We start from the raw sequence: 18,137 nt of genomic DNA, 5'->3' as shown, positions 1-18,137 counted from the left end.
CATGCTGTTCGACACCGTCACGGACGCGATCGGCGGAACCCCGCTGGTCCGGCTGCGGCTGGGCGAGGCCCGGGGCGTGGAGGTCTACGCCAAACTGGAACTGCAGAACCTGTTCGCGATGAAGGACCGCGTCGCCCGTAACATCCTCCTGGAGGCCCGGCGGCTGGGCACCCTGAAGCCGGGCGACCCCGTCATCGAGAGCTCCTCGGGCACCATGGCCCTCGGCGTCGCCCTCGTCGGCCGCTCGCTGGGCCACGAGGTGCACATCGTCACCGACCCGCGGATCGACCCCGTCACCCTCGCCAAACTCCGCGCCCTGGGCTGCCGGGTGCACATCGTCGAGGCGATGACCAGCCACGGCTGGCAGAGCGCCCGCCTGGAGCGGCTCGCGGAGCTGCAAAGCGAACTGCCCGGCGCCTTCTGGCCGCAGCAGTACACCAACCCCGACAACCCCGGCGCCTACCGCACCCTCGCCGGTGAACTCCTGGCGGACCTCGGCCGGTTCGACACCCTCGTCGGAGCCGTCGGCAGCGGCGGCTCCCTGTGCGGCACCGCCCGGGCGCTGCGCGAGCGGCTGCCCGCCCTGCACGTCGTCGGCGTCGACTGCGTGGGCAGCGCCCTCTTCGGCCAGCCCGACGTACCGCAACGCCTGCAGAGCGGGCTGGGCAACAGCCTGCTGCCCAAGAACCTCGACCGCACCCTCGTCGACGAGGTGCACTGGCTCAACGACCACGAGGCCTTCGCCGCGACCTGGGACCTCGCCCGCGAGCAGCAGATCTTCGGCGGCAACACCTCGGGCTCCGTCTACCGGGTCCTCACCGGCCTCGCCGACCGCGCCGAACCCGGCACCCGGATCGTCGGCATCCTCCCCGACCGCGGCGACCGCTACGCCGACACCGTCTACAACGACGAGCACTGGGACGCGAACCGGCTGCGCGAGGTGCCCACCGCCCCCGCGCCGGCCGCCCTCGGACCCGGCGGGACCGCCCGCACCTGGTCCACCGTCGCCTACAGCCCGCCCGCCGGGATCGGCCGGCACCTGCTGTTCGTGGAGTCCAACACCACCGGCACCGGCATGGTCGCACTGGAGCGGGCACGCGCCCTGGGCACCGTACCCGTCCTGCTGACCGGCGAACCCGACCGCTACCGGGGCCTCGGTGAGACCGGCGCCGAGGTGGTCCGCTGCGACACCAACTCCGACGCCGCCCTGCGCGCCGCCGTACAGGAGCGGTTCCGCCGCGAGGAGATCGCCGGGGTCACCACCACCAGCGACTTCTACGTACCGGCCGCCGCCCGGATCGCCCGGTGGCTCGGCCTGCCCGGCAACGCGCCCGAGGCGGTGGCCGTCTGCCGCGACAAGTCCGCCCTGCGCGAGCGGCTGCGGGCCGCGGGCGTCCGCCAGCCCCGGTACGCCCTCGTCCGCGAGCCGGCCGCAGCCGCGGCCGCCGTCGCCCGCACCGGACTGCCCTGCGTGGTCAAGCCGGCCGACGACTCCGGCTCCACCAACGTCCTGCTCTGCGCCGACGAAGCCGAGGTCCGCGCCCAGATCGAGCGGATCCTCGCGATCGACACCAACGTGCGGGGCATGCCCACCGCCCGCACCGTCCTCGTCGAGGAGTACCTGGACGGGCCGGAGTACAGCGTCGAGATGTTCAGCGGCGACGGGCAGGCCGTGTGCGTGGGCATCACCGCCAAGTCCGTGACCGCCGGCCCGCACTTCGTCGAGCACCGCCACCTCTTCCCCGCCCCGCTGCCCGCCGCCACCGCCCAGTCGATCACCGACACGGTGACGGCGGCCCTGGACGCGGCCGGGATCCGGCTGGGCGCCACCCACACCGAGGTCAAACTGACCGCCGAGGGGCCCGCCCTCGTCGAGATCAACCCGCGCCCGGCCGGCGGCATGATCCCCGAACTGATCAGGATCGCCACCGGCGTCGACCTCCTCGACGCGCAGCTGCGCGCCGCCCTCGGCCTGCCCCCGCACCTCAAGGCCGAGGACGGCGGCCACGCCGGGATCCAGTTCCTCCTCGCCGGCACCGACGGCACCCTGACGGCCGTCCACGGCGCCGAGGCCGCGGCGGCCGTCGAGGGAGTCGCATCGGTCCTGGTCACCGCCGCCCCCGGCACTCCCGTACGCAGGCCCCGCAGCGCCTCCGACCGGCTCGGGCACGTGATCGCCCGCCATCCGGAGCCCGCAGGCGTGCACGCCGCCCTCGACGCGGCGCGCGCCCTGGTCCACCTCGACATCGAGGCCGCGCCCCGCCCCTGACCCTCCGCCGCACCCGTCCCGACGACGCGCCGTACGACCCGTACGGCCGCACCCGAACCGAAAGGTGAACCGCCATGAGCAACCCCTTCGAGAACGACAACGCCTCCTACGTCGTGGTCCGCAACGACGAGCTCCAGCACTCCCTGTGGCCCGCCACCCACCCCGTCCCCGCCGGCTGGACCGTCGTACACGGCCCCGACGGCCGCCAGGCCTGCCTCGACCACGTCGAGCGGGTCTGGACCGACATGCGCCCCGCCTCCCTGGTGGCCGCCCTCGCCGGGGACGCGCCCCGTGGCTGAGCCCGTCCACCGCACCGGGCACCCGGCCGCACCCGACCCCGTACGGACCCTGCGCACCCTCTTCGCCGAGGTCCTCGGCCGCGCCGGGGTCGACGCGGGCGACAGCTTCACCGGGCTGGGCGGCGACAGCATCCAGGCGATCCAGGTCGTCAGCCGTGCCCGCGCGGCCGGCCTGGTCGTCCGTACCCGCGACGTGCTCCGCGCGGAGAGCGTCAGCGCCCTCGCCGCCACCGCCCGCACCCGGGCCCCGGGGAGCGAGGACACCGGACCGATCACGCCCCCGCGCCGGCTGGGCCCGCTGGCACCCACCCCCATCATGGGGTGGCTCGCCGGACTCGGCGGTCCCGTCGACACCTACAACCAGTCGCTCGTCCTGCGCACCCCGCCGGGCTTCGGGACGGCCGACGCCGAACGCACCGTCCAGGCCCTCCTGGACACCCACGAGATGCTCCGCCTGAGGCTGCCCGACGGGATCGGTGCCACCGGCGCCGAACCCGTCGTACCACCCGCGGGCACCGTCGCCGCGGCGGACCTGCTGGAGCACGTGGACGCCCGCCGGACCGACGAGGCGGACCTCCCCGCCCTGACCCGGGAGCGGATACGGACCGCGCGGCGCCTGCTCTCGCCGCGCGACGGCCACATGCTGCGCGCCGTACTCCTGGACCGGGGACCCGGACACCAGGGACGGCTCGCGCTCGTCATCCACCACCTCGTCGTCGACGGCGTCTCCTGGCGGATCCTCCAGGACGACCTGCGCACCTGCTGGACGGCCCTCACCGAGGGCCGCGAGCCCGCCCTGGAGCCGGCGGCGACCCCCTTCGCGCACTGGGCCGACCTGCTGCGCGCGGAGGCCACCTCCGGCCGCCGGACCGCCGAGGCCGAGCGCTGGGCCGCCGCCCTGCGCGAGGCCCCCCAGCCCCTGGCCGGCGTCCGCCCGCCCGGCGGCCTCGACCCCGAGAGCCCGGAGAACACCCTCACCCTGACCCTCGGGCCGGACCTGGCGGGCCCCCTGCTCACCACCGTGCCCGGCCTCGTCAACGGCACCGTCAACGACGTGCTGCTGACCGCCCTGGCCCTCGCCGTGCTCGCCCGGCGCGCCGCCGAAGGGGCGGACGGGGCGGACGAGGAGGGCGCCGTCCTCATCGACGTCGAGGGCCACGGCCGGGAGGACGTCGCCGACGGCACCGACCTCTCCCGCACCGTCGGCTGGTTCACCACCGTCTTCCCCGTCCGCCTCGCCCTCGGCCGCCCCGACCTCGACGAGGCCCGCCTGGGCGGACCCGCGGTCGGCGCCGCCCTGCGGCTGGTCAAGGAGGAACTGCGCGCCGTACCCGACAAGGGCATCGGCTTCGGGCTGCTGCGCCACCTCAACTCCCGTACCGGAACCGGTCTCGCCGCCCGCGGCATCCCCCAGATCGGCTTCAACTACCTCGGCCGGTTCCCGATGGGCGGCGACGCCCCCTGGGACGCCGCGCCCGGCCACGACTTCGCCCTCGACGACGCCGACGAAGGCCTCCCGATGGCCCACGCGGTGGAGGTCAACGCGGCCGCCCACGAGGGCCCGGACGGCCTCACCCTCAGCGCCACCTGGACCTGGGCGGGCAACGCCCTCCCCGGCCCGTGGGTCCGCGACCTCGCGCGGGAGTGGTTCACCATGCTGCGCGCCGTCGTCACCCACGCCGCCCGCCCCGACGCCGGCCGGCTGACCCCCTCCGACGTCTCCCTCGCCCGGGTCAGCCAGGCCGACCTCGACACCTTCGAATCCCAGCTCGGAGCCCTGCTGTGATCCCTCTGTCCCACGCCCAGCAGCGGCTGTGGTTCCACGCCCGGGACGGCGCCGACGGCGCCCTCTACCACATCCCCGTCGGACTGCGGCTGCGCGGCGCCCTCGACCGCCCGGCCCTGCGCGCCGCGCTCGCGGACGTGAGCGGCCGCCACGAGGCGCTGCGCACCGTCTTCCCCGAGGAGGCGGGCCGCCCCCACCAGCGGGTCCTGGACCCCGCGGACGCCGCCCCGGTGCTCACCGTCACCGCATGCCCGCCCGCCGAACGCGCCCGGCGGGCCGAGGAGGCCTCGGCCCGGCCCTTCGACCTCCGCGCCGAACCACCGCTGCGCGCCGACCTGTTCACCGACGGCGCCGAGGACCACTACCTGCTCCTGGTCCTGCACCACATCGCGGGCGACGGCCACTCCGTGAACATCCTCGTCCGCGACCTCGCCGCCGCCTACACCGCCCGGTGCGCCGGCCGGCCGCCCGAGTGGCCCGAACTGCCCGTCCAGTACCCGGACTACGCGCTGTGGCAGCGCGAACTCCTCGGCCCGGCCCAGGACCCCGACTCCCTGCACGGCCGGCTGCTCACCCACTGGGCGGCCGTCCTCGACGGCCTGCCCGAGGAACTGGCCCTGCCCGCCGACCGGCCGCGCCCCGCCGTGGCCGGCCACCGGGGCGCACTGGTGGAGGCACGGACCGGCGCCGCCGCCCACGCCGGACTGGCCGCGCTGGCCCAAGGCGCCCGCGCCACCCCGTTCATGGCCGTCCAGGCCGCCTTCGCGGCCCTGCTCACCCGCCTCGGCGCCGGCACCGACCTGCCGCTCGGCTGCCCCGTCGACGGCCGCGACGACGAAGCCCTCACCGACCTCGTGGGCCTCTTCGTCAACACCCTGATCGTGCGCGCCGACACCTCGGGCGACCCCACCTTCACGGAGCTGCTGGGCCGGGTGCGCACCGCCGCCCTGGAGACGTACGCCCACCAGGAACTGCCCTTCGAATCGCTGGTCGAACGCCTCAACCCGGCCCGCTCGCCCGCCCGCCACCCGCTCTTCCAGGTCGCCGTCTCCGCCCAGCGCGGCGAGCCGCAGGCCCCCGCCTTCGCGGGTCTGAGGGCCGAGGTGGAGGCGGTGCGCACCGACACCGCCAAGTTCGACCTCACCCTGGAGGTGGAGGAGCTCCACGACCCGGCCACCGGGCAACCCCTGGGCCTGGCCCTCGGGCTGGAGTACGCGAGCGACCTGTTCGACGGGGCCACGGCCCGGCGCCTGCTGGACCGTCTCGTCCACCTCATCGGCGCCGTCGTCCGCGAGCCCGGCGTCCCCCTGTCCGCACTCGACGTCCTGCTGCCGGGGGAGCGGGCCGACCTGCTGGAGCACTGGCAGGGCGCGCCCGTCGCCCCCGACGCCCGGACCGTCCACGGCGCCTTCGAGGAGCGGGCCGCCGCCCACCCGGACCGGCCCGCCGTGCTCTGCGCCGGCCGGGAGACCACGTACGGCGAACTCGACGCCCGGGCCGAGCGGATCGCCGGACGGCTGCGCGCCCTCGGCGTCCGGCCGGGCGAGTCCGTCGCCGTACTGATGGACCGCTCCGCCTGCCTCGTCGCCGCCTGCCTGGGCATCCTCAAGGCCGGCGCCGCCTACCTGCCGCTGGACGCACGGGCCCCGCGCGCCCGTACCGAGGCCGTGCTCACCGCGGCCGGGGCCGCCGTCCTCGTCACCGACGTCCCGGACGGGGAACCCGTACCGGCGGGTCCGCGCCACGTACTGCGCCCGGACGGACCGCACGCCACCGAGGCCGTGACGGCCACGACCGCGGGACCGGGCGGGCATCCCGACGCGCTCGCCTACCTGATGTACACCTCCGGCTCCACCGGCACCCCCAAGGGCGTGGCCGTCTCCCACCGCGAGGTCGTCGCCCTCGCCACCGACCGGCGCTGGCGCGGCGGCGCGCACGAGCGTGTGCTGTTCCGCTCCCCGCACGCCTTCGACGCCTCCACCTACGAAATGTGGGTGCCGCTCCTGAACGGCGGCCTGGTCGTCGTCGCGCCGCCCGGCGAACTCGACGTCGACGCGCTGGCCCGGCTGATGACGGAGGAGAAGGTCACCGGGACCTTCCTCACCGCCACCCTCTTCAACGTCCTCGCCGACCGCTGCCTGCCCGCGCTCGGCACCCTGCACGAGGTGATGACCGGAGGCGAGGCCGCCTCGCCCTCCATGGTCCGCCGGGTCCGCGAGGCCTGCCCCCGCACCACCGTCACCAACGCCTACGGACCCACCGAGACCACCACCTTCGCGGCGACCTTCGCCGTAGGCCCGGGCCAGGAGGCCCCCGCCGGACAGGTCCCGATCGGCCGCCCCCTCGACGGCACGCGGCTGCACGTCCTGGACGAGCGGCTCGGCCTCGTGGCGCCCGGCGTCATCGGCGAGCTCTACATCGCGGGCGCCGGACTCGCCCAGGGCTACCTCGGCCGGGCCGGGCTGACCGCCGAACGCTTCCTCGCCTGTCCGTACGGCCCCCCGGGCAGCCGGATGTACCGCACCGGCGACCTGGCCCGCTGGAGCGCCGACGGCCAGGTCGAGTACCTCGGCCGCGCCGACCGGCAGGTCAAGATCCGCGGACTGCGCATCGAACCCGCCGAGATCGAGCACGTCCTGGCCGCCCACCCGGCGGTAGGCCAGGCCGCCGTCACCGTCGTGGACACGGCCGCCGGACCCGCGCTCGCGGGCTACGCCGTCCCCGCCGAGGGCACCCCCGCACCCGGTCCGGGAGAACTGCGCGAGCACCTGCGCGACCGGCTGCCCGACTACATGGTGCCCGCCACCCTCACCCTGCTCGGCGCCTTCCCCGTCACCGCCAACGGCAAGACCGACCTGGCCGCCCTGCCCGCACCGGACCCGGCGACGGCCGGCACCACGGGAGCCCGCCAGGAGCCGCGCACCGACGACGAGCGCGCCCTGTGCGCCATCTGGGAGCAGGTCCTGGGCGTACCGCACATCGGCGTCCACGACGACTTCTTCGACCTCGGCGGACACTCCCTGCTCGCCACCCGGCTGCTCGCCGAGGTCCGGGACCGGTTCGGCGGCGCCCTCACCATCCGCCAGTTCTTCACCGGCCCCACCGTCGCCGAACTGGCCGCCGCCCTGCCCGCCGCCACAGCCGCCGGCACCGGCGCCGGGGACCCGCCGGTCGTCCGCCGGGCCCGCCGCACCCAGACCGCCTGACCACCGAAGGAACACCACCGTGAACCACCCGCCGTCCACCCCTGCCGCCACCCCCGACACCACCCCGGCCCCCGCCGCCCGCTCCCTGGTCGAGGACGTCCTGCCCCTGTCCCCGCTCCAGGACGGCATCCTCTTCCACGCCCTGTTCGACGAGGAGGAACGCGACGTCTACGTGGCCCAGCTGCTCCTCGACCTCGACGGCCCCCTCGACGCGGACCGGCTGCGCGCCGCCGCCGACACCGTCCTGGAGCGGCACGCCAACCTCCGCGCCGGCTTCCTGCGCCGCGCCACCGGCGAACCCGCCCAGGTCGTCCAGCGCGGCGTACGGGCCCTCTGGCAGGAGGTGGACCTGTCCGGGCTCGGCGAGAGCGAACGCACCGCCGCCGTCGACACCCTCCTCGCCGAGGACCGGGCCACCCGCTTCGACCTCGCCCGGCCGCCACTGCTGCGCTTCACCCTCGTCCGCACCGGCCCGCTGTCCCACCGGCTGCTGCTGACCTACCACCACATCGTGATGGACGGCTGGTCCTGGCCGGTCCTGGTCCGCGAACTCCTCGCCCTGCACCACGCCGACGACGCGCCCCTGGGCCCGGTCACCCCCTACTCCGCCTTCCTGAGCCGGCTCCACGGCCGCGACACGTCCGCCGCCCAGGACGCCTGGACCCGCGCCCTGGACGGCCTGTCCGGCGGAACCCGCACCGCGCCCGTGTCCCCGCCGCCCGGCTCGGTGCTGCCCGACCGCGTGGAGACCTACCTCCCCGAGTCCCTCACCGAACGGCTCGGCGCCCTCGCCCGCGCCCACCGGATCACCTCCGGAACCCTGCTCCAAGGCGCGTGGGCGCTCCTGCTCGGCCGGCAGATCCGATCCGAGGACGTGGTCTTCGGCGCCATCGTCAGCGGCCGCGACCCCGAACTGCCCGGCGTCGCCGACATCGTGGGCCTGTGCATCAACACCGTGCCGGTCCGCGTGCGGATCGACCCGGCCGAGTCCCTCGTCGCCCTGTTCGAGCGGCTCCAGGACGAGCAGGCGCGCCTGATCGACCACCACCACCTGGGCCTGGTCGAGATCCAGCGGCTCGCCGGAGCGGGCGAGCTCTTCGACTCCTGCGTCGCCTTCCAGAACTACCCGGTCGACGCGGCCGGCCTCGCCGCACTCGGCGCGGGCGGGCTCCAGGTCACCGGAGTGGACCCGTACGACGCCGCCCACTACCCCCTCTCGCTGACCGCCATCCCCGGCGAGCGGCTGCGGCTCCAGATCGACTACCGGCCGGACGTCTTCGCACGCGACACCGCCCAGGCCCTGATCGAACGCCTCGCCCGGCTCCTGGAAGCCGTCGCCGACGACCCCTCGTGCCCGGTGGGAACCGTGGACCTGCTCTCGCCCGCCGAACGCCACCGCGTCCTGGTCGAATGGAACGACACGGCCCGCGACGAGGAGTACGCGGAGGTCGTCGACCGCGTCCGCCGGCAGGCCGGGCGCCGCCCCGACGCCGTCGCCACCACCGACGACACCGGCCGCGAACTGAGCTACGCGGACCTCGTCGCCCGCGCCGACGCCCTCGCCCTGGCCCTGCTCGCCGACGGCGTGCGCCCCGGCGACCTGGTCGCCGTACTCAGCGAGCCCACCGCCCGCGTCCCCGTCGCGATGCTCGGCATCCTCGGCTCCGGCGCGGCCTACGTCCCCCTCGACCCCGAGGGCCCCGTCACCCGTACCGCCGACCTCCTGGCGAGCGGCGGGATCGCCCGCCTGCTGGCCGCCCCCGAGCAGCGGGCGCGTGCCGAGGAGATCGCCGCCGCCGTGCCCGGCGGGCTGCCCGTCCTGGTCATCGACGACGCGGCCGCCGCGGCCCCGGGCGAGCGCCCGGCACCGGCCGGCGGACCCGACGCCCTCGCCTACGTCTGCTTCACCTCGGGCTCCACCGGCAAGCCCAAGGGCGCCATGGTCCACCGCCGGGGCATGAACAACCACCTCCTGGCCAAGGTCGAGGACCTCGGTCTCGGCGACGGCGACCGCGTGGTGATGAACGCCCCGCTCACCTTCGACATCTCCGTATGGCAGATGCTCGCGCCGCTGATCACCGGCGGACAGGTCCACCTGGTGTCCCGGGACACCGCCCGCGACCCGGCCGCCCTGTTCGACGACGCCGCCCGCCGGGGGATCACCGTCCTGGAGACCGTGCCCTCCTTCGTCCGCGCCGCCGTCGACCTGTGGGACACCGGCGTGCTGCCGCCGGCCCTGCCCGAACTGCGCTGGTTCATCGTCAACGGCGAGGTGCTGCCGCCCGAACTGTGCACCCGCTGGTACGCACGCCACCCGCAGGCCGCGATCGTCAACGCCTACGGCCTCACCGAGTGCTCCGACGACAACACGCACGCCTTCATCGGCCCCGACGTGCACGCCCAGCTGGAACACGGCCGGCTGCCCGTCGGACGCCCGCTGCGCAACAACTCCCTCTACCTGCTGGACGCCGCGCTCGCGCCCGTACCGCCCGGTGTGCCCGGCGAACTCTTCATCGGCGGCACCGGCGTGGGCCCCGGCTACCTGCGCGACCCGCGCCGCTCCAGCGAGCGCTACGTCCCCGACCCGTTCTCCGCCGTGCCCGGCAGCCGCATGTACCGCACCGGCGACCTCGCCCGGATGCGGGCCGACGGCCAGCTCGACTTCCTCGGCCGCCAGGACCACCAGGTCAAGGTCCGCGGCAACCGCATCGAACTGGGCGAGGTGGAGACCGCGCTGCGCGCCGTGCCCGGCGTCGGTGAGGCCGTCGTCGCCGTCGACCGGGACCACGCGGGCCAGCAGCGGCTCATCTGCTACTTCACCGGTACCCCCACCGCCGAGGAGGTCCGCACGGAACTGGGCAAGAACCTGCCCAACTACATGGTCCCGTCGCTGTTCCTGCACCTGCCCCGCTTCCCGCTCACCGTCAACGGCAAGCTCGACCGCAAGGCGCTCCCCGACCCGGCCACCGTGCACCGCCCCGCCGGACGGCTGCCCGCCACCCCCACCGAGAAGACGGTCTGCGAGGTCTTCGCCTCCGTCCTCGGCCTCCAGGAGGCCGGCATGGACGACGACTTCTTCGCCCACGGCGGCCACTCGCTCCTCGCCACCCGGCTGGCCGGCCGCATCGGCACCGAACTCGGCGTACGGCTGAACATCCGCGATCTCTTCGAGACGCCCACCCCCGCGGGCATCGCCGCCCGCCTCGCCGAGGCCGCCACCGCCCCCGCCCGCCCCGCGCTGCGCCCCCGCTCCCGCGAGCGGGCGTAACCGGCCCCACCCGGGCCGACCAGGTCCGACACCGCCGCGAAGAGCCCGCCCGCACCCCCAGGAGACACCACCACCATGAGCCCGACTGAGACCACCCCCGTGCCCCTGCGCATCGCGCACCGGGCGGGGCTCACACCCGGGGCCACCGCGGTCCGCGCACCCGAGGGCGAGCTGACCTACCGCCAGTTCGACCGCCGGGCCCGCGCGGTGGCCGAGGAGCTGCGCGCCGCCGGCGCGGGGCCGGAGGACACCGTGCTCTTGGGGGCGCGCCGGGGCCTCCACTGGGCGGTGGGGCTGCTGGGCATCTGGTACGCCGGCGCGGCCCCGCTCCTGGTGGACCTCGACGCCCCCGACGAGCGGCTGCGCACCCTGCTGCGGGCCGCCGGCACCCGGCACGCGGTCGCCCCGGACACCCACGCCGCCGCGACGCTGCAACGCCGCACCGGGACCGAGCTGTTCTGGGCGTCCACCACGACCGCCGCCCCCACGTCGGCGGGGCCGCCCGCCGACGTCGCACCGGGGTCCCTCGCCTACGTGCTCTTCACCTCCGGATCCACCGGGCAGCCCAAGCCCGTGGCGGTCGCCCACGCCGGACTCGCCGCACAGGTCGCCACCCTGGCCGAGCGCTACGGGCTGACGGGCCAGGACGCGGTCCTGCAGTTCGCGGCCCCCGCCTTCGACGTCAGCCTGGAGGAGGCCCTGCCCACCTGGTGCACGGGCGGCGCGGCCGTCTTCGTCAAGGACAACGTCCTCTCGCCCGCCGAACTGGAGCCGTTCCTGGCCGAGCAGCGGATCAGCGTCGTCAACCTGCCCACCCCGTACTGGTCGCAGTGGGCCAGGGACCTGGAGCGCGCCCCCCGGCCGCTGCCGTCCGCCCTGCGCCGCGTGGTGATCGGCAGCGACGCGGGCCGCACGGCGGACCTCACGCGCTGGACGGCGGCCGGTCACCCCCCGGTGATCAGCTGCTACGGCCTCACCGAGTCCACGATCACCGCCACCTCCTACGAGCCGGCCCCGGCCGAACTCGCCCGCTTCACCGGCGACGAGCTGATCCCGCTCGGCGAACCCCTGGCCGGCGTACGGGCGTACGTCCTCGACGAGGAACTGCGCGAGGCACCCCCCGGCGCCCCGGGCGAGCTGTACCTGGCCGGTTCCTGCCTGGCGCGCGGCTACCACGGCCGGCCGGGCCTGACCTCCGAGCGGTTCGTCGCCGACCCCTTCGCCGGCACCCCGGGCGAGCGCATGTACCGCACGGGCGACCGGGTCACCCGCGCCCCCGGCAGCGGCTCGCTCGTCTTCCTCGGGCGCGCCGACGACCAGGTCAAGATCCGGGGGCACCGCGTCGAACTCAAGGAGGTGGAGGCGGTCGTGGCCACCCACCCCGACGTCGTCGACGTGGTCGTGCGCGCCGTCGCGGCGGAGGGCGGACCGCGGCTCGCCGCCTGGGCCGCCGTCACGGCCGGCAGCCCCCTCACCCCGGACGAACTGCGCCGTCATCTTCTGGCCAGGACGCCCCCGTACCTCGTACCGGCCGTGGTGACATTGATGGAGCGGCTGCCCCGCACCCCCGGCGGCAAGCTCGACCCCAGGGCGCTCCCGGCGCCAGCCCTCCGATGAACCCGCACCCCGCGGACCCCGTCCGCGACCAGACAAGGAACGCACCCGTGTCCGTCACCACCGACGAGTCCGTCCAGGCCGGTCAGGCCGGGAGCGGCCGGCAGCGCCGGGACTTCCGTCTCTTCATGTCCTCGCACATCTGCAACGAGCTGGGCGGCAGCATCACGTACGTGGCCCTGCCGCTGATGGCGGTGCTCACCCTCGACGCCTCGGCGATGCAGGCGGGTCTGCTGTCCGCCGCCGAGCACGCGGCGTTCCTGCTGCTCGGCCTGCCCGCCGGGGCCTGGGTGGACCGGATGCGCAAACGCCGCGTGATGATGGCCGCCGACCTCGCGCGCGCCCTCCTGCTGACGGCGCTGCCGGTGGCCTACCTGCTGGACCTGCACTCGATGCCCCTGCTGTACGCGGTCGCCCTGCTGCTGGGCTGCGCCCGGCTCTTCGGCGACGTCGCCGACCAGAGCTATCTGCCGGCCCTGATCGGCAAGGACACCCTGATCGCGGGCAACTCCAAGCTGGAGACCGTGCGTTCGGGGGCGGAGTTCGCCGGCCCCGGCATCGCCGGCTTCCTGGTGCAACTGCTGGGCGCGGCCGGGACGCTGGCCGGCCAGGCCGTCACCTCACTGGTCTCCGTGGTCCTGCTGGGGCGGATCGAGGCCCGCGAGGCGAAGCCGGCACCGGCCCCGCGCCGGCACCTGCTGCGCGACGTCCGCGAGGGGCTGAGCTATGTCCTGAGCCACCGGATCCTGCGGCTCATCGCCCTGAACACGGCCGCCGTGAACCTGTTCCTTAGCGCGGTGATGGCCATCGAGGTGCTCTTCCTGACCCGGACCGTGGGACTGGCGCCCGCGGCCGTCGGCTGGGTCCTGACGACGGCCACGATCGGTTCGGTGCTGGCCGCCACCGCAGCGGACCGGGTGACCCGGGCGGTCGGCGCGGCGCGGCTCACGTGGCTGTCCCTGCTGGTGACCATGCCCTTCGGGCTGCTGCTCCCGCTGGCCGACAAGGACTGGCGGATCGGCCTGTTCGTGCTCGGATCGCTCGTCCAGTCCGCCGGGGTCACCCTGTACAACATCTGCCAGGTCACCTACCGGCAGACGGTCTGCCCGCCGAACCTGCTCGGCCGGATGACCGCCACCATGCGCTTCCTCGTGTGGGGCGTACTGCCCCTGAGCGGCCTGCTGGCGGGACTCCTCGGTGAACTCCTGGGCGTGCGTGACGCGCTGTGGGTGTGCGCGGTGGCCCTGTCGGCGGCCCCGATGGTCCTGCTCTGCTCCCCGCTGCGGCGGATGCGCACGTTCGAGGACGACGCCCCGGCGGCCGGGGCCGAGGCCACGGGTGCGCGGCCGGCTCAGTAGCCCATCCGGAAGGCGAGGTGGGTGAGCTGGGTCCGGTTCACCGCGCCGGTCTTGCTGCGCAGCCGGCGCAGGTAGGTGTCGACCGTGTGCGGGCTCAGCCCCATCCGGCTCGCGATCATCCGGTAGGTGTCCCCCTGCGCGAGGTAGGCGAGGACCTCCTGCTCGCGGGGGGTCAGGTCGGGCAGCTCCGGCGCGCGGGTGGCGGGCGTGGTGTGCAGCATGGGGGCTCCGGGTTCCGGATCGATGGGGAAGGGAAGCGGCGGGGCCCGGCGCCCCGGAGGCGGTGCGGTCACTTGGGACGTGATCGCACCGCTTTCGGACGTCCGGGACCTGAAGTGGCCGGGCAGCCGCTGCTGTTCGTGGGGTCCAGCCTTCCGTCCTGCTTATCCTGGCGCCAGGGGGCGGGCACCTCACCAAAGTGCCTGGCAGGAAAGCGACCAGGGGCGAAAAGGGCAGAGTGGGGCAATGCGGATATCTGACGTGGCGCCGGATCCGAAGGACGCCGATGTGGACATCGATGTCTACGGCTGGGTTCTCGAACACCGCACGGTGGACGTGGACGTGGTGGCCGCCGGGACGGGGCGCGAGGCGGACGAGGTCCGCCGCAGTGTGTCCCGCCTGCACGCCGCGCGTCTGCTGCACGTGAACCCGATCGACCCGACGGTCGCCTTCGCGGTGGCGCCGGACACGGCCGCCCAGCAACTCGTCGCGCCTCTGGAGGCGCAGATCCGCGAGCAGCAGCGGGCGATCAGCGCGATCCGCGAGGACCTGGGCCGCTTCCTGCCGCACTACCTGGGCCGCCGCTCCACGGGGGAGTCGCTGGAGGTCCTGGAAAGCCTGGAGGACGTGCGCGGGGCACTCAACCGGGCCTCCCTCACCTGCACGATCGAGATGCTCAGCTCGCAGCCCGGGGGTGGCAGCAGGGTGCCGGAGGCGATGCAGGAGGCGCTGCGGCGGGACGAGGCGATGCTCCAGCGGGGGATCTCGATCCGGACCCTCTACCACCACACGGCCCGCTTCAACGGGCCGAGTCAGGCCTACGTCGCGACCACCTCCGCACTGGGGGCGCAGTACCGCACCGCGCACGAGCTGTTCGGCCGGCTCATCGCCTTCGACCGGAAACTGGCTTTCATACCGGTCTCCGACGGCAGTTGGGGTGCCGTCGTGATCCGCGAGCCGTCGACCGTCGCCTACCTGTGCGACATCTTCGACCAGACCTGGGACCTGGCCTCCCCGTTCTCGGCCGCCGCGGGGCAGGGGCTGGAGGAGGTGGCCCGGGAGATCCACGAGACGATCATCCGGCTGCTCGCGGCGGGGCTGAAGGACGAGGCCATCGCCCGTCGCCTGGGCATGTCGCTGCGCACCGCCCGGCGTCACATCGCCGACATCATGCAGGAGCTGGGTGCGGGCAGCCGCTTCCAGGCCGGTGTGGCCGCCGCCACGCGCGGACTGCTGGACCCGCGGGGCGAGGCGGACGGCGACCCGGTACAGCTTCCCTGACCCGGTGTCACGCCTTTTCGTGTCTGTCGTGGTCGGCGGGCGTGTCGCATGCTGCTGGGACGGGAGCTGTGGAGCCGTCGAACAAGAGGGGCACGTGATGGACATACCGGATGAAGCCTGGGCGCGGGAGGCCCCGCACCTGCGGGAGATCCTCCTGTTCCTCTCGGTCCACCTGGACCGGGCACCGGGTGTGCTGTGGCCCGAGTACGACAACCCGGCGTTCGGTGACGTCGACGACACCGTCGACGCCGAAGAAGCCGACGAGGCCGACGAGGCCGAGGGCGCCTACAGCACCGGGGCGGGCCCGACGGGCGCAGGTGTGTGCCCGGCGCAGGTGGCCCGGTTCGCCGCCGAACTGGCCTCGCTGACGGGCCTGTCCGTGCGGCTGGACCGGGTGGAGACGGCCGTGGCGGCACCGGGCGTCGGTGTGGACGCCGCCTGGACGGGGCAGGCCGGGGGCCGGGAGCACCTGCTGATCCATCAGATCGCCGGCGCCGTGACCTGGCAGCTGACCGGGGCCGGTGAGAGCGGCGGGCCGGAGTCCTTCCAGTGCCGGCTGCTCCCCGGCGAGGTGCTGTACGTACCGGCCGGCTGGGCGCGTCGCCGCGTCGGCGCACCGCGGGCCCGCTACGCGGTCATCTGCCTCGGCAGCGAGGGCGACTGACGGAGCGGGAGGGGGAAAGGGGGGAGGGAGGATCGCGACGCGATCCTCCCTCCCCCCTTTCCCGGCGGCCCCTACGGGCCGGTGGGATCAGCCGCCCCAGGAGCTGTCGGCCGTGTCGCGGCCCCGGCCGCCGGGGGGCGTGTTGCCGACCGTCGCCACCCGGCCGCCGGGCAGGACGATGTGACGCGGCGTCTGCGTGGTGGTGCCGCCCTCGCTCCCGGTGGTGGTCGTCACGGTGGTCGTGGCCGTGTCGCCCTCGGCGGCCTGCGCGGCGCCGGCGGTGGACAGCAGCAGCGCGGACGCGGCTACGGACAGGGCGAAGACGTAACGCTTGAGCATGGGTTCCCCCCAGGAGTACGAGCGGTCAGGTCCCGGCGTGGACCACTTCGTGGGCCGTCCGCGCCGGTCGGTGCAGGACCAACCTTGCCGTGCGGAAGGCCCCTCGGTGATCGATCAGACTGTTCATCAAGCTGCCTGGCGCGATGGTGAGGGGCCGCGAAACCTGCCGTACAGGTACTATTCGGGCACGATCCCCGCGCCCACAGGGGCCGGAGACTCCTGCTTGGCCGCCGACTCCGCCGACTCCGCCGGCTCCGCACGCTCGACGCGCTCCGCCGAGCCCCGGCTGTCGAGCTCCCGCCACACGGGGAACACCAACGGGGCCAGGGTGACCGTGAGGTACAGCGCCCCCGTCCCCAGCAGAGCCGGCACCAGCCCCGCCGCGTCCAGGGCCAGCCCCGCACCGAGCATGCCCAGCGGCGTCGCCGCCAGCGCGGCGGCGACCAGCAGCCCGAACACCCGCCCCCGTACCGCCTCGGGCACCCGCTCGTAGGCGACCGACATCATCAGCGGGCCCACGATCCCCGACCCGATGCCGGACAGGGCCAGCACCGCCAGCAGTACCGTCGCCCGGGGCTCGGCGGCCAAGGCGGCACACCGCACCGCCCCGACCAGGACGAAGGCCCCGACGAAGACGGCGCGCCGCGGCATCCGGTGCCCCGCCCAGCCGTACAGGGCCGCCCCGAGCAGCGCGCCGGCCCCCATCGCGGTCACCATCGCCCCGAACAGAGCGCTGCTGCGCAGCACCTCGGTCCCGTACGCCGGGTAGAGCACCCCGTTCAGCGCCCCGTCCAGGGCATTGGTCAGCATCAGGACCCCCACCATCGCGCCCAGCAGCCGGTCCCTGCGCAACTGGCCGATTCCGAAGCGGAGTTCCCGCGTATAGGAACCGCGTGCTCGCCCGTGGGCGACCGGGCGCGGACGGGCCGTAGCCGGCACCAGGGTCGCCACGACGAGGGCGCACGACGCCAGGGCCGCCAGGTCGGCGAACAGGGTGCGGACGGGGCCGACGGTCGAGATCAGCAGTCCGGCCAGCGGCGCGCCCGCCATCATGCCGATCCGGCGGGCCCCCTCGACCGCTCCGGTGGCCCGCTCCGCCGTGACGCCCGCGCGTTCCATCGCCCCGGGCAGGAGCAGCTGCTTGGAGGTGTCGGACGGGCCGCGTGCCGCCCCGACCAGGAAGACCAGCACGATCAGGACGGGCAGCGGCAGGGCGTCCCAGGCGTGCAGGAGCGGGATCAGGCCGATCGCCGCGGCCGTCAGCAGATCCGCTCCGACGCCGGTCGCGCGGACGGGCAGCCGGTCGACCACCGGACCCGCGAGCACGGCGGAACACAGCAGCCCCAGCACCTCGGCGGTGGCGACGAGACCCGTCCGGGTGCCGCTGCCGGTGCTGTGCAGGACGAACCAGGGCACGGCGACCAGGGTCGCCGCCATGCCGAGTGAGGAGATCCCGGAGGCCGCCACCAGGGCGCCCAGCGGGGTGCGGCGGCGCGATGACGCGGAGCCGCCGGGGTACGAGCTGGTCATCAGGGGTTTCCTTCCGGCACCGCCGCGCCGCCCGGCAGCCCGCGGTGGGGTCTGCCGGGCGGCGTGGTGCCCGGGGATCGTCGGGTCAGCCGGCCATGCTCACGCGGAGGCTGAGCGGGCGCATGTCCGTCCACACCCGCTCGATGTGCGCGAGGCACTCCTCCTTGGTGCCGCGTACGCCCTGGTCGTGCCAGCCGAGCGGGACGGCCCGGCCGGCCTCCCAGAGGGAGTACTGCTCCTCGTCGTTGGCCACGACCAGGTACTGCTGCGGGGACGTGTCGTTCACGGTGTTCTCCTCGATGGA

At 74.9% G+C, this 18,137-nt stretch carries 13 protein-coding genes; 9 read left to right on the top strand and 4 right to left on the bottom strand.

Annotated elements, in window-relative coordinates; genetic code table 11:
* The first annotated feature begins 1 nt into the window (after position 1).
* The 7 genes from ABT403_RS12475 (at position 2) to ABT403_RS12445 (ending at position 13,800) form a co-directional block, all read left to right on the top strand.
* A complete protein-coding gene (locus ABT403_RS12475) occupies positions 2–2,269 on the top strand; it encodes a pyridoxal-phosphate dependent enzyme (protein ID WP_344158735.1) in 2,268 nt (755 codons plus the stop codon).
* 74 nt (positions 2,270–2,343) lie between these two features.
* Positions 2,344–2,568 carry an MbtH family protein gene (locus tag ABT403_RS12470; protein WP_344158737.1) on the top strand — a complete coding sequence of 75 codons (225 nt, stop codon included), beginning with the start codon at positions 2,344–2,346 and terminating at the stop codon, positions 2,566–2,568.
* Positions 2,561–4,354 carry a condensation domain-containing protein gene (locus tag ABT403_RS12465; RefSeq protein WP_344158739.1) on the top strand — a complete coding sequence of 598 codons (1,794 nt, stop codon included), beginning with the start codon at positions 2,561–2,563 and terminating at the stop codon, positions 4,352–4,354. Before ABT403_RS12470 ends, ABT403_RS12465 begins: the two co-directional genes overlap by 8 nt.
* Positions 4,351–7,560, top strand: coding sequence for a non-ribosomal peptide synthetase (locus tag ABT403_RS12460; RefSeq protein ID WP_344158741.1), 3,210 nt, complete (start codon positions 4,351–4,353; stop codon positions 7,558–7,560). Before ABT403_RS12465 ends, ABT403_RS12460 begins: the two co-directional genes overlap by 4 nt.
* Before the next feature lie 19 nt (positions 7,561–7,579).
* Positions 7,580–10,828, top strand: a complete 3,249-nt coding sequence (locus tag ABT403_RS12455; protein ID WP_344158743.1) for a non-ribosomal peptide synthetase — start codon at positions 7,580–7,582, stop codon at positions 10,826–10,828.
* A 75-nt stretch (positions 10,829–10,903) separates the two neighbouring features.
* Positions 10,904–12,445, top strand: coding sequence for an amino acid adenylation domain-containing protein (locus ABT403_RS12450; protein WP_344158745.1), 1,542 nt, complete (start codon positions 10,904–10,906; stop codon positions 12,443–12,445).
* 47 nt (positions 12,446–12,492) lie between these two features.
* Positions 12,493–13,800: an MFS transporter gene (locus ABT403_RS12445; RefSeq protein WP_344158747.1), complete on the top strand. Its 1,308-nt coding sequence runs from the start codon at positions 12,493–12,495 to the stop codon at positions 13,798–13,800.
* Here ABT403_RS12445 and ABT403_RS12440 read toward each other — a convergent pair.
* The gene (locus tag ABT403_RS12440) at positions 13,794–14,021 is read right to left on the bottom strand and encodes a response regulator transcription factor (RefSeq protein ID WP_344158749.1); all 228 of its coding nucleotides are present in this window, start codon (positions 14,019–14,021) and stop codon (positions 13,794–13,796) included. The two genes, ABT403_RS12445 and ABT403_RS12440, sit on opposite strands and share 7 nt — an antisense overlap.
* A 244-nt stretch (positions 14,022–14,265) precedes the next feature.
* Between ABT403_RS12440 and ABT403_RS12435 the strand changes: the two genes are divergently transcribed.
* Both ABT403_RS12435 and ABT403_RS12430 read left to right on the top strand, forming a co-directional pair.
* Positions 14,266–15,300, top strand: a complete 1,035-nt coding sequence (locus ABT403_RS12435) for a response regulator transcription factor (RefSeq protein ID WP_344158751.1) — start codon at positions 14,266–14,268, stop codon at positions 15,298–15,300.
* Between the two features lie 97 nt (positions 15,301–15,397).
* The gene (locus tag ABT403_RS12430) at positions 15,398–15,964 is read left to right on the top strand and encodes a hypothetical protein (RefSeq protein ID WP_344158753.1); all 567 of its coding nucleotides are present in this window, start codon (positions 15,398–15,400) and stop codon (positions 15,962–15,964) included.
* An 87-nt stretch (positions 15,965–16,051) separates the two neighbouring features.
* Here the strand turns inward: ABT403_RS12430 and ABT403_RS12425 are convergent, their stop codons facing one another.
* The 3 genes from ABT403_RS12425 to ABT403_RS12415 all read right to left on the bottom strand — a co-directional run bounded on the left by ABT403_RS12425 (position 16,052) and on the right by ABT403_RS12415 (position 18,119).
* Positions 16,052–16,303, bottom strand: a complete 252-nt coding sequence (locus tag ABT403_RS12425; protein WP_344158755.1) for a hypothetical protein — start codon at positions 16,301–16,303, stop codon at positions 16,052–16,054.
* Positions 16,304–16,480: 177 nt separating this feature from the next.
* Positions 16,481–17,833 carry an MFS transporter gene (locus tag ABT403_RS12420; protein WP_344158757.1) on the bottom strand — a complete coding sequence of 451 codons (1,353 nt, stop codon included), beginning with the start codon at positions 17,831–17,833 and terminating at the stop codon, positions 16,481–16,483.
* A gap of 85 nt (positions 17,834–17,918) precedes the next feature.
* Positions 17,919–18,119 carry an MbtH family protein gene (locus tag ABT403_RS12415; RefSeq protein ID WP_344158759.1) on the bottom strand — a complete coding sequence of 67 codons (201 nt, stop codon included), beginning with the start codon at positions 18,117–18,119 and terminating at the stop codon, positions 17,919–17,921.
* Between the last annotated feature and the right edge of the window lie 18 nt (positions 18,120–18,137).

The sequence above is a fragment of the Streptomyces sp. NPDC000075 genome, from assembly GCF_040301925.1.
Taxonomy (GTDB): Bacteria; Actinomycetota; Actinomycetes; order Streptomycetales; family Streptomycetaceae; genus Streptomyces; species Streptomyces polychromogenes.
The sequence above is the reverse complement of the archived record's forward strand: the minus strand, read 5'-3'. Positions and strand labels throughout refer to the sequence as shown.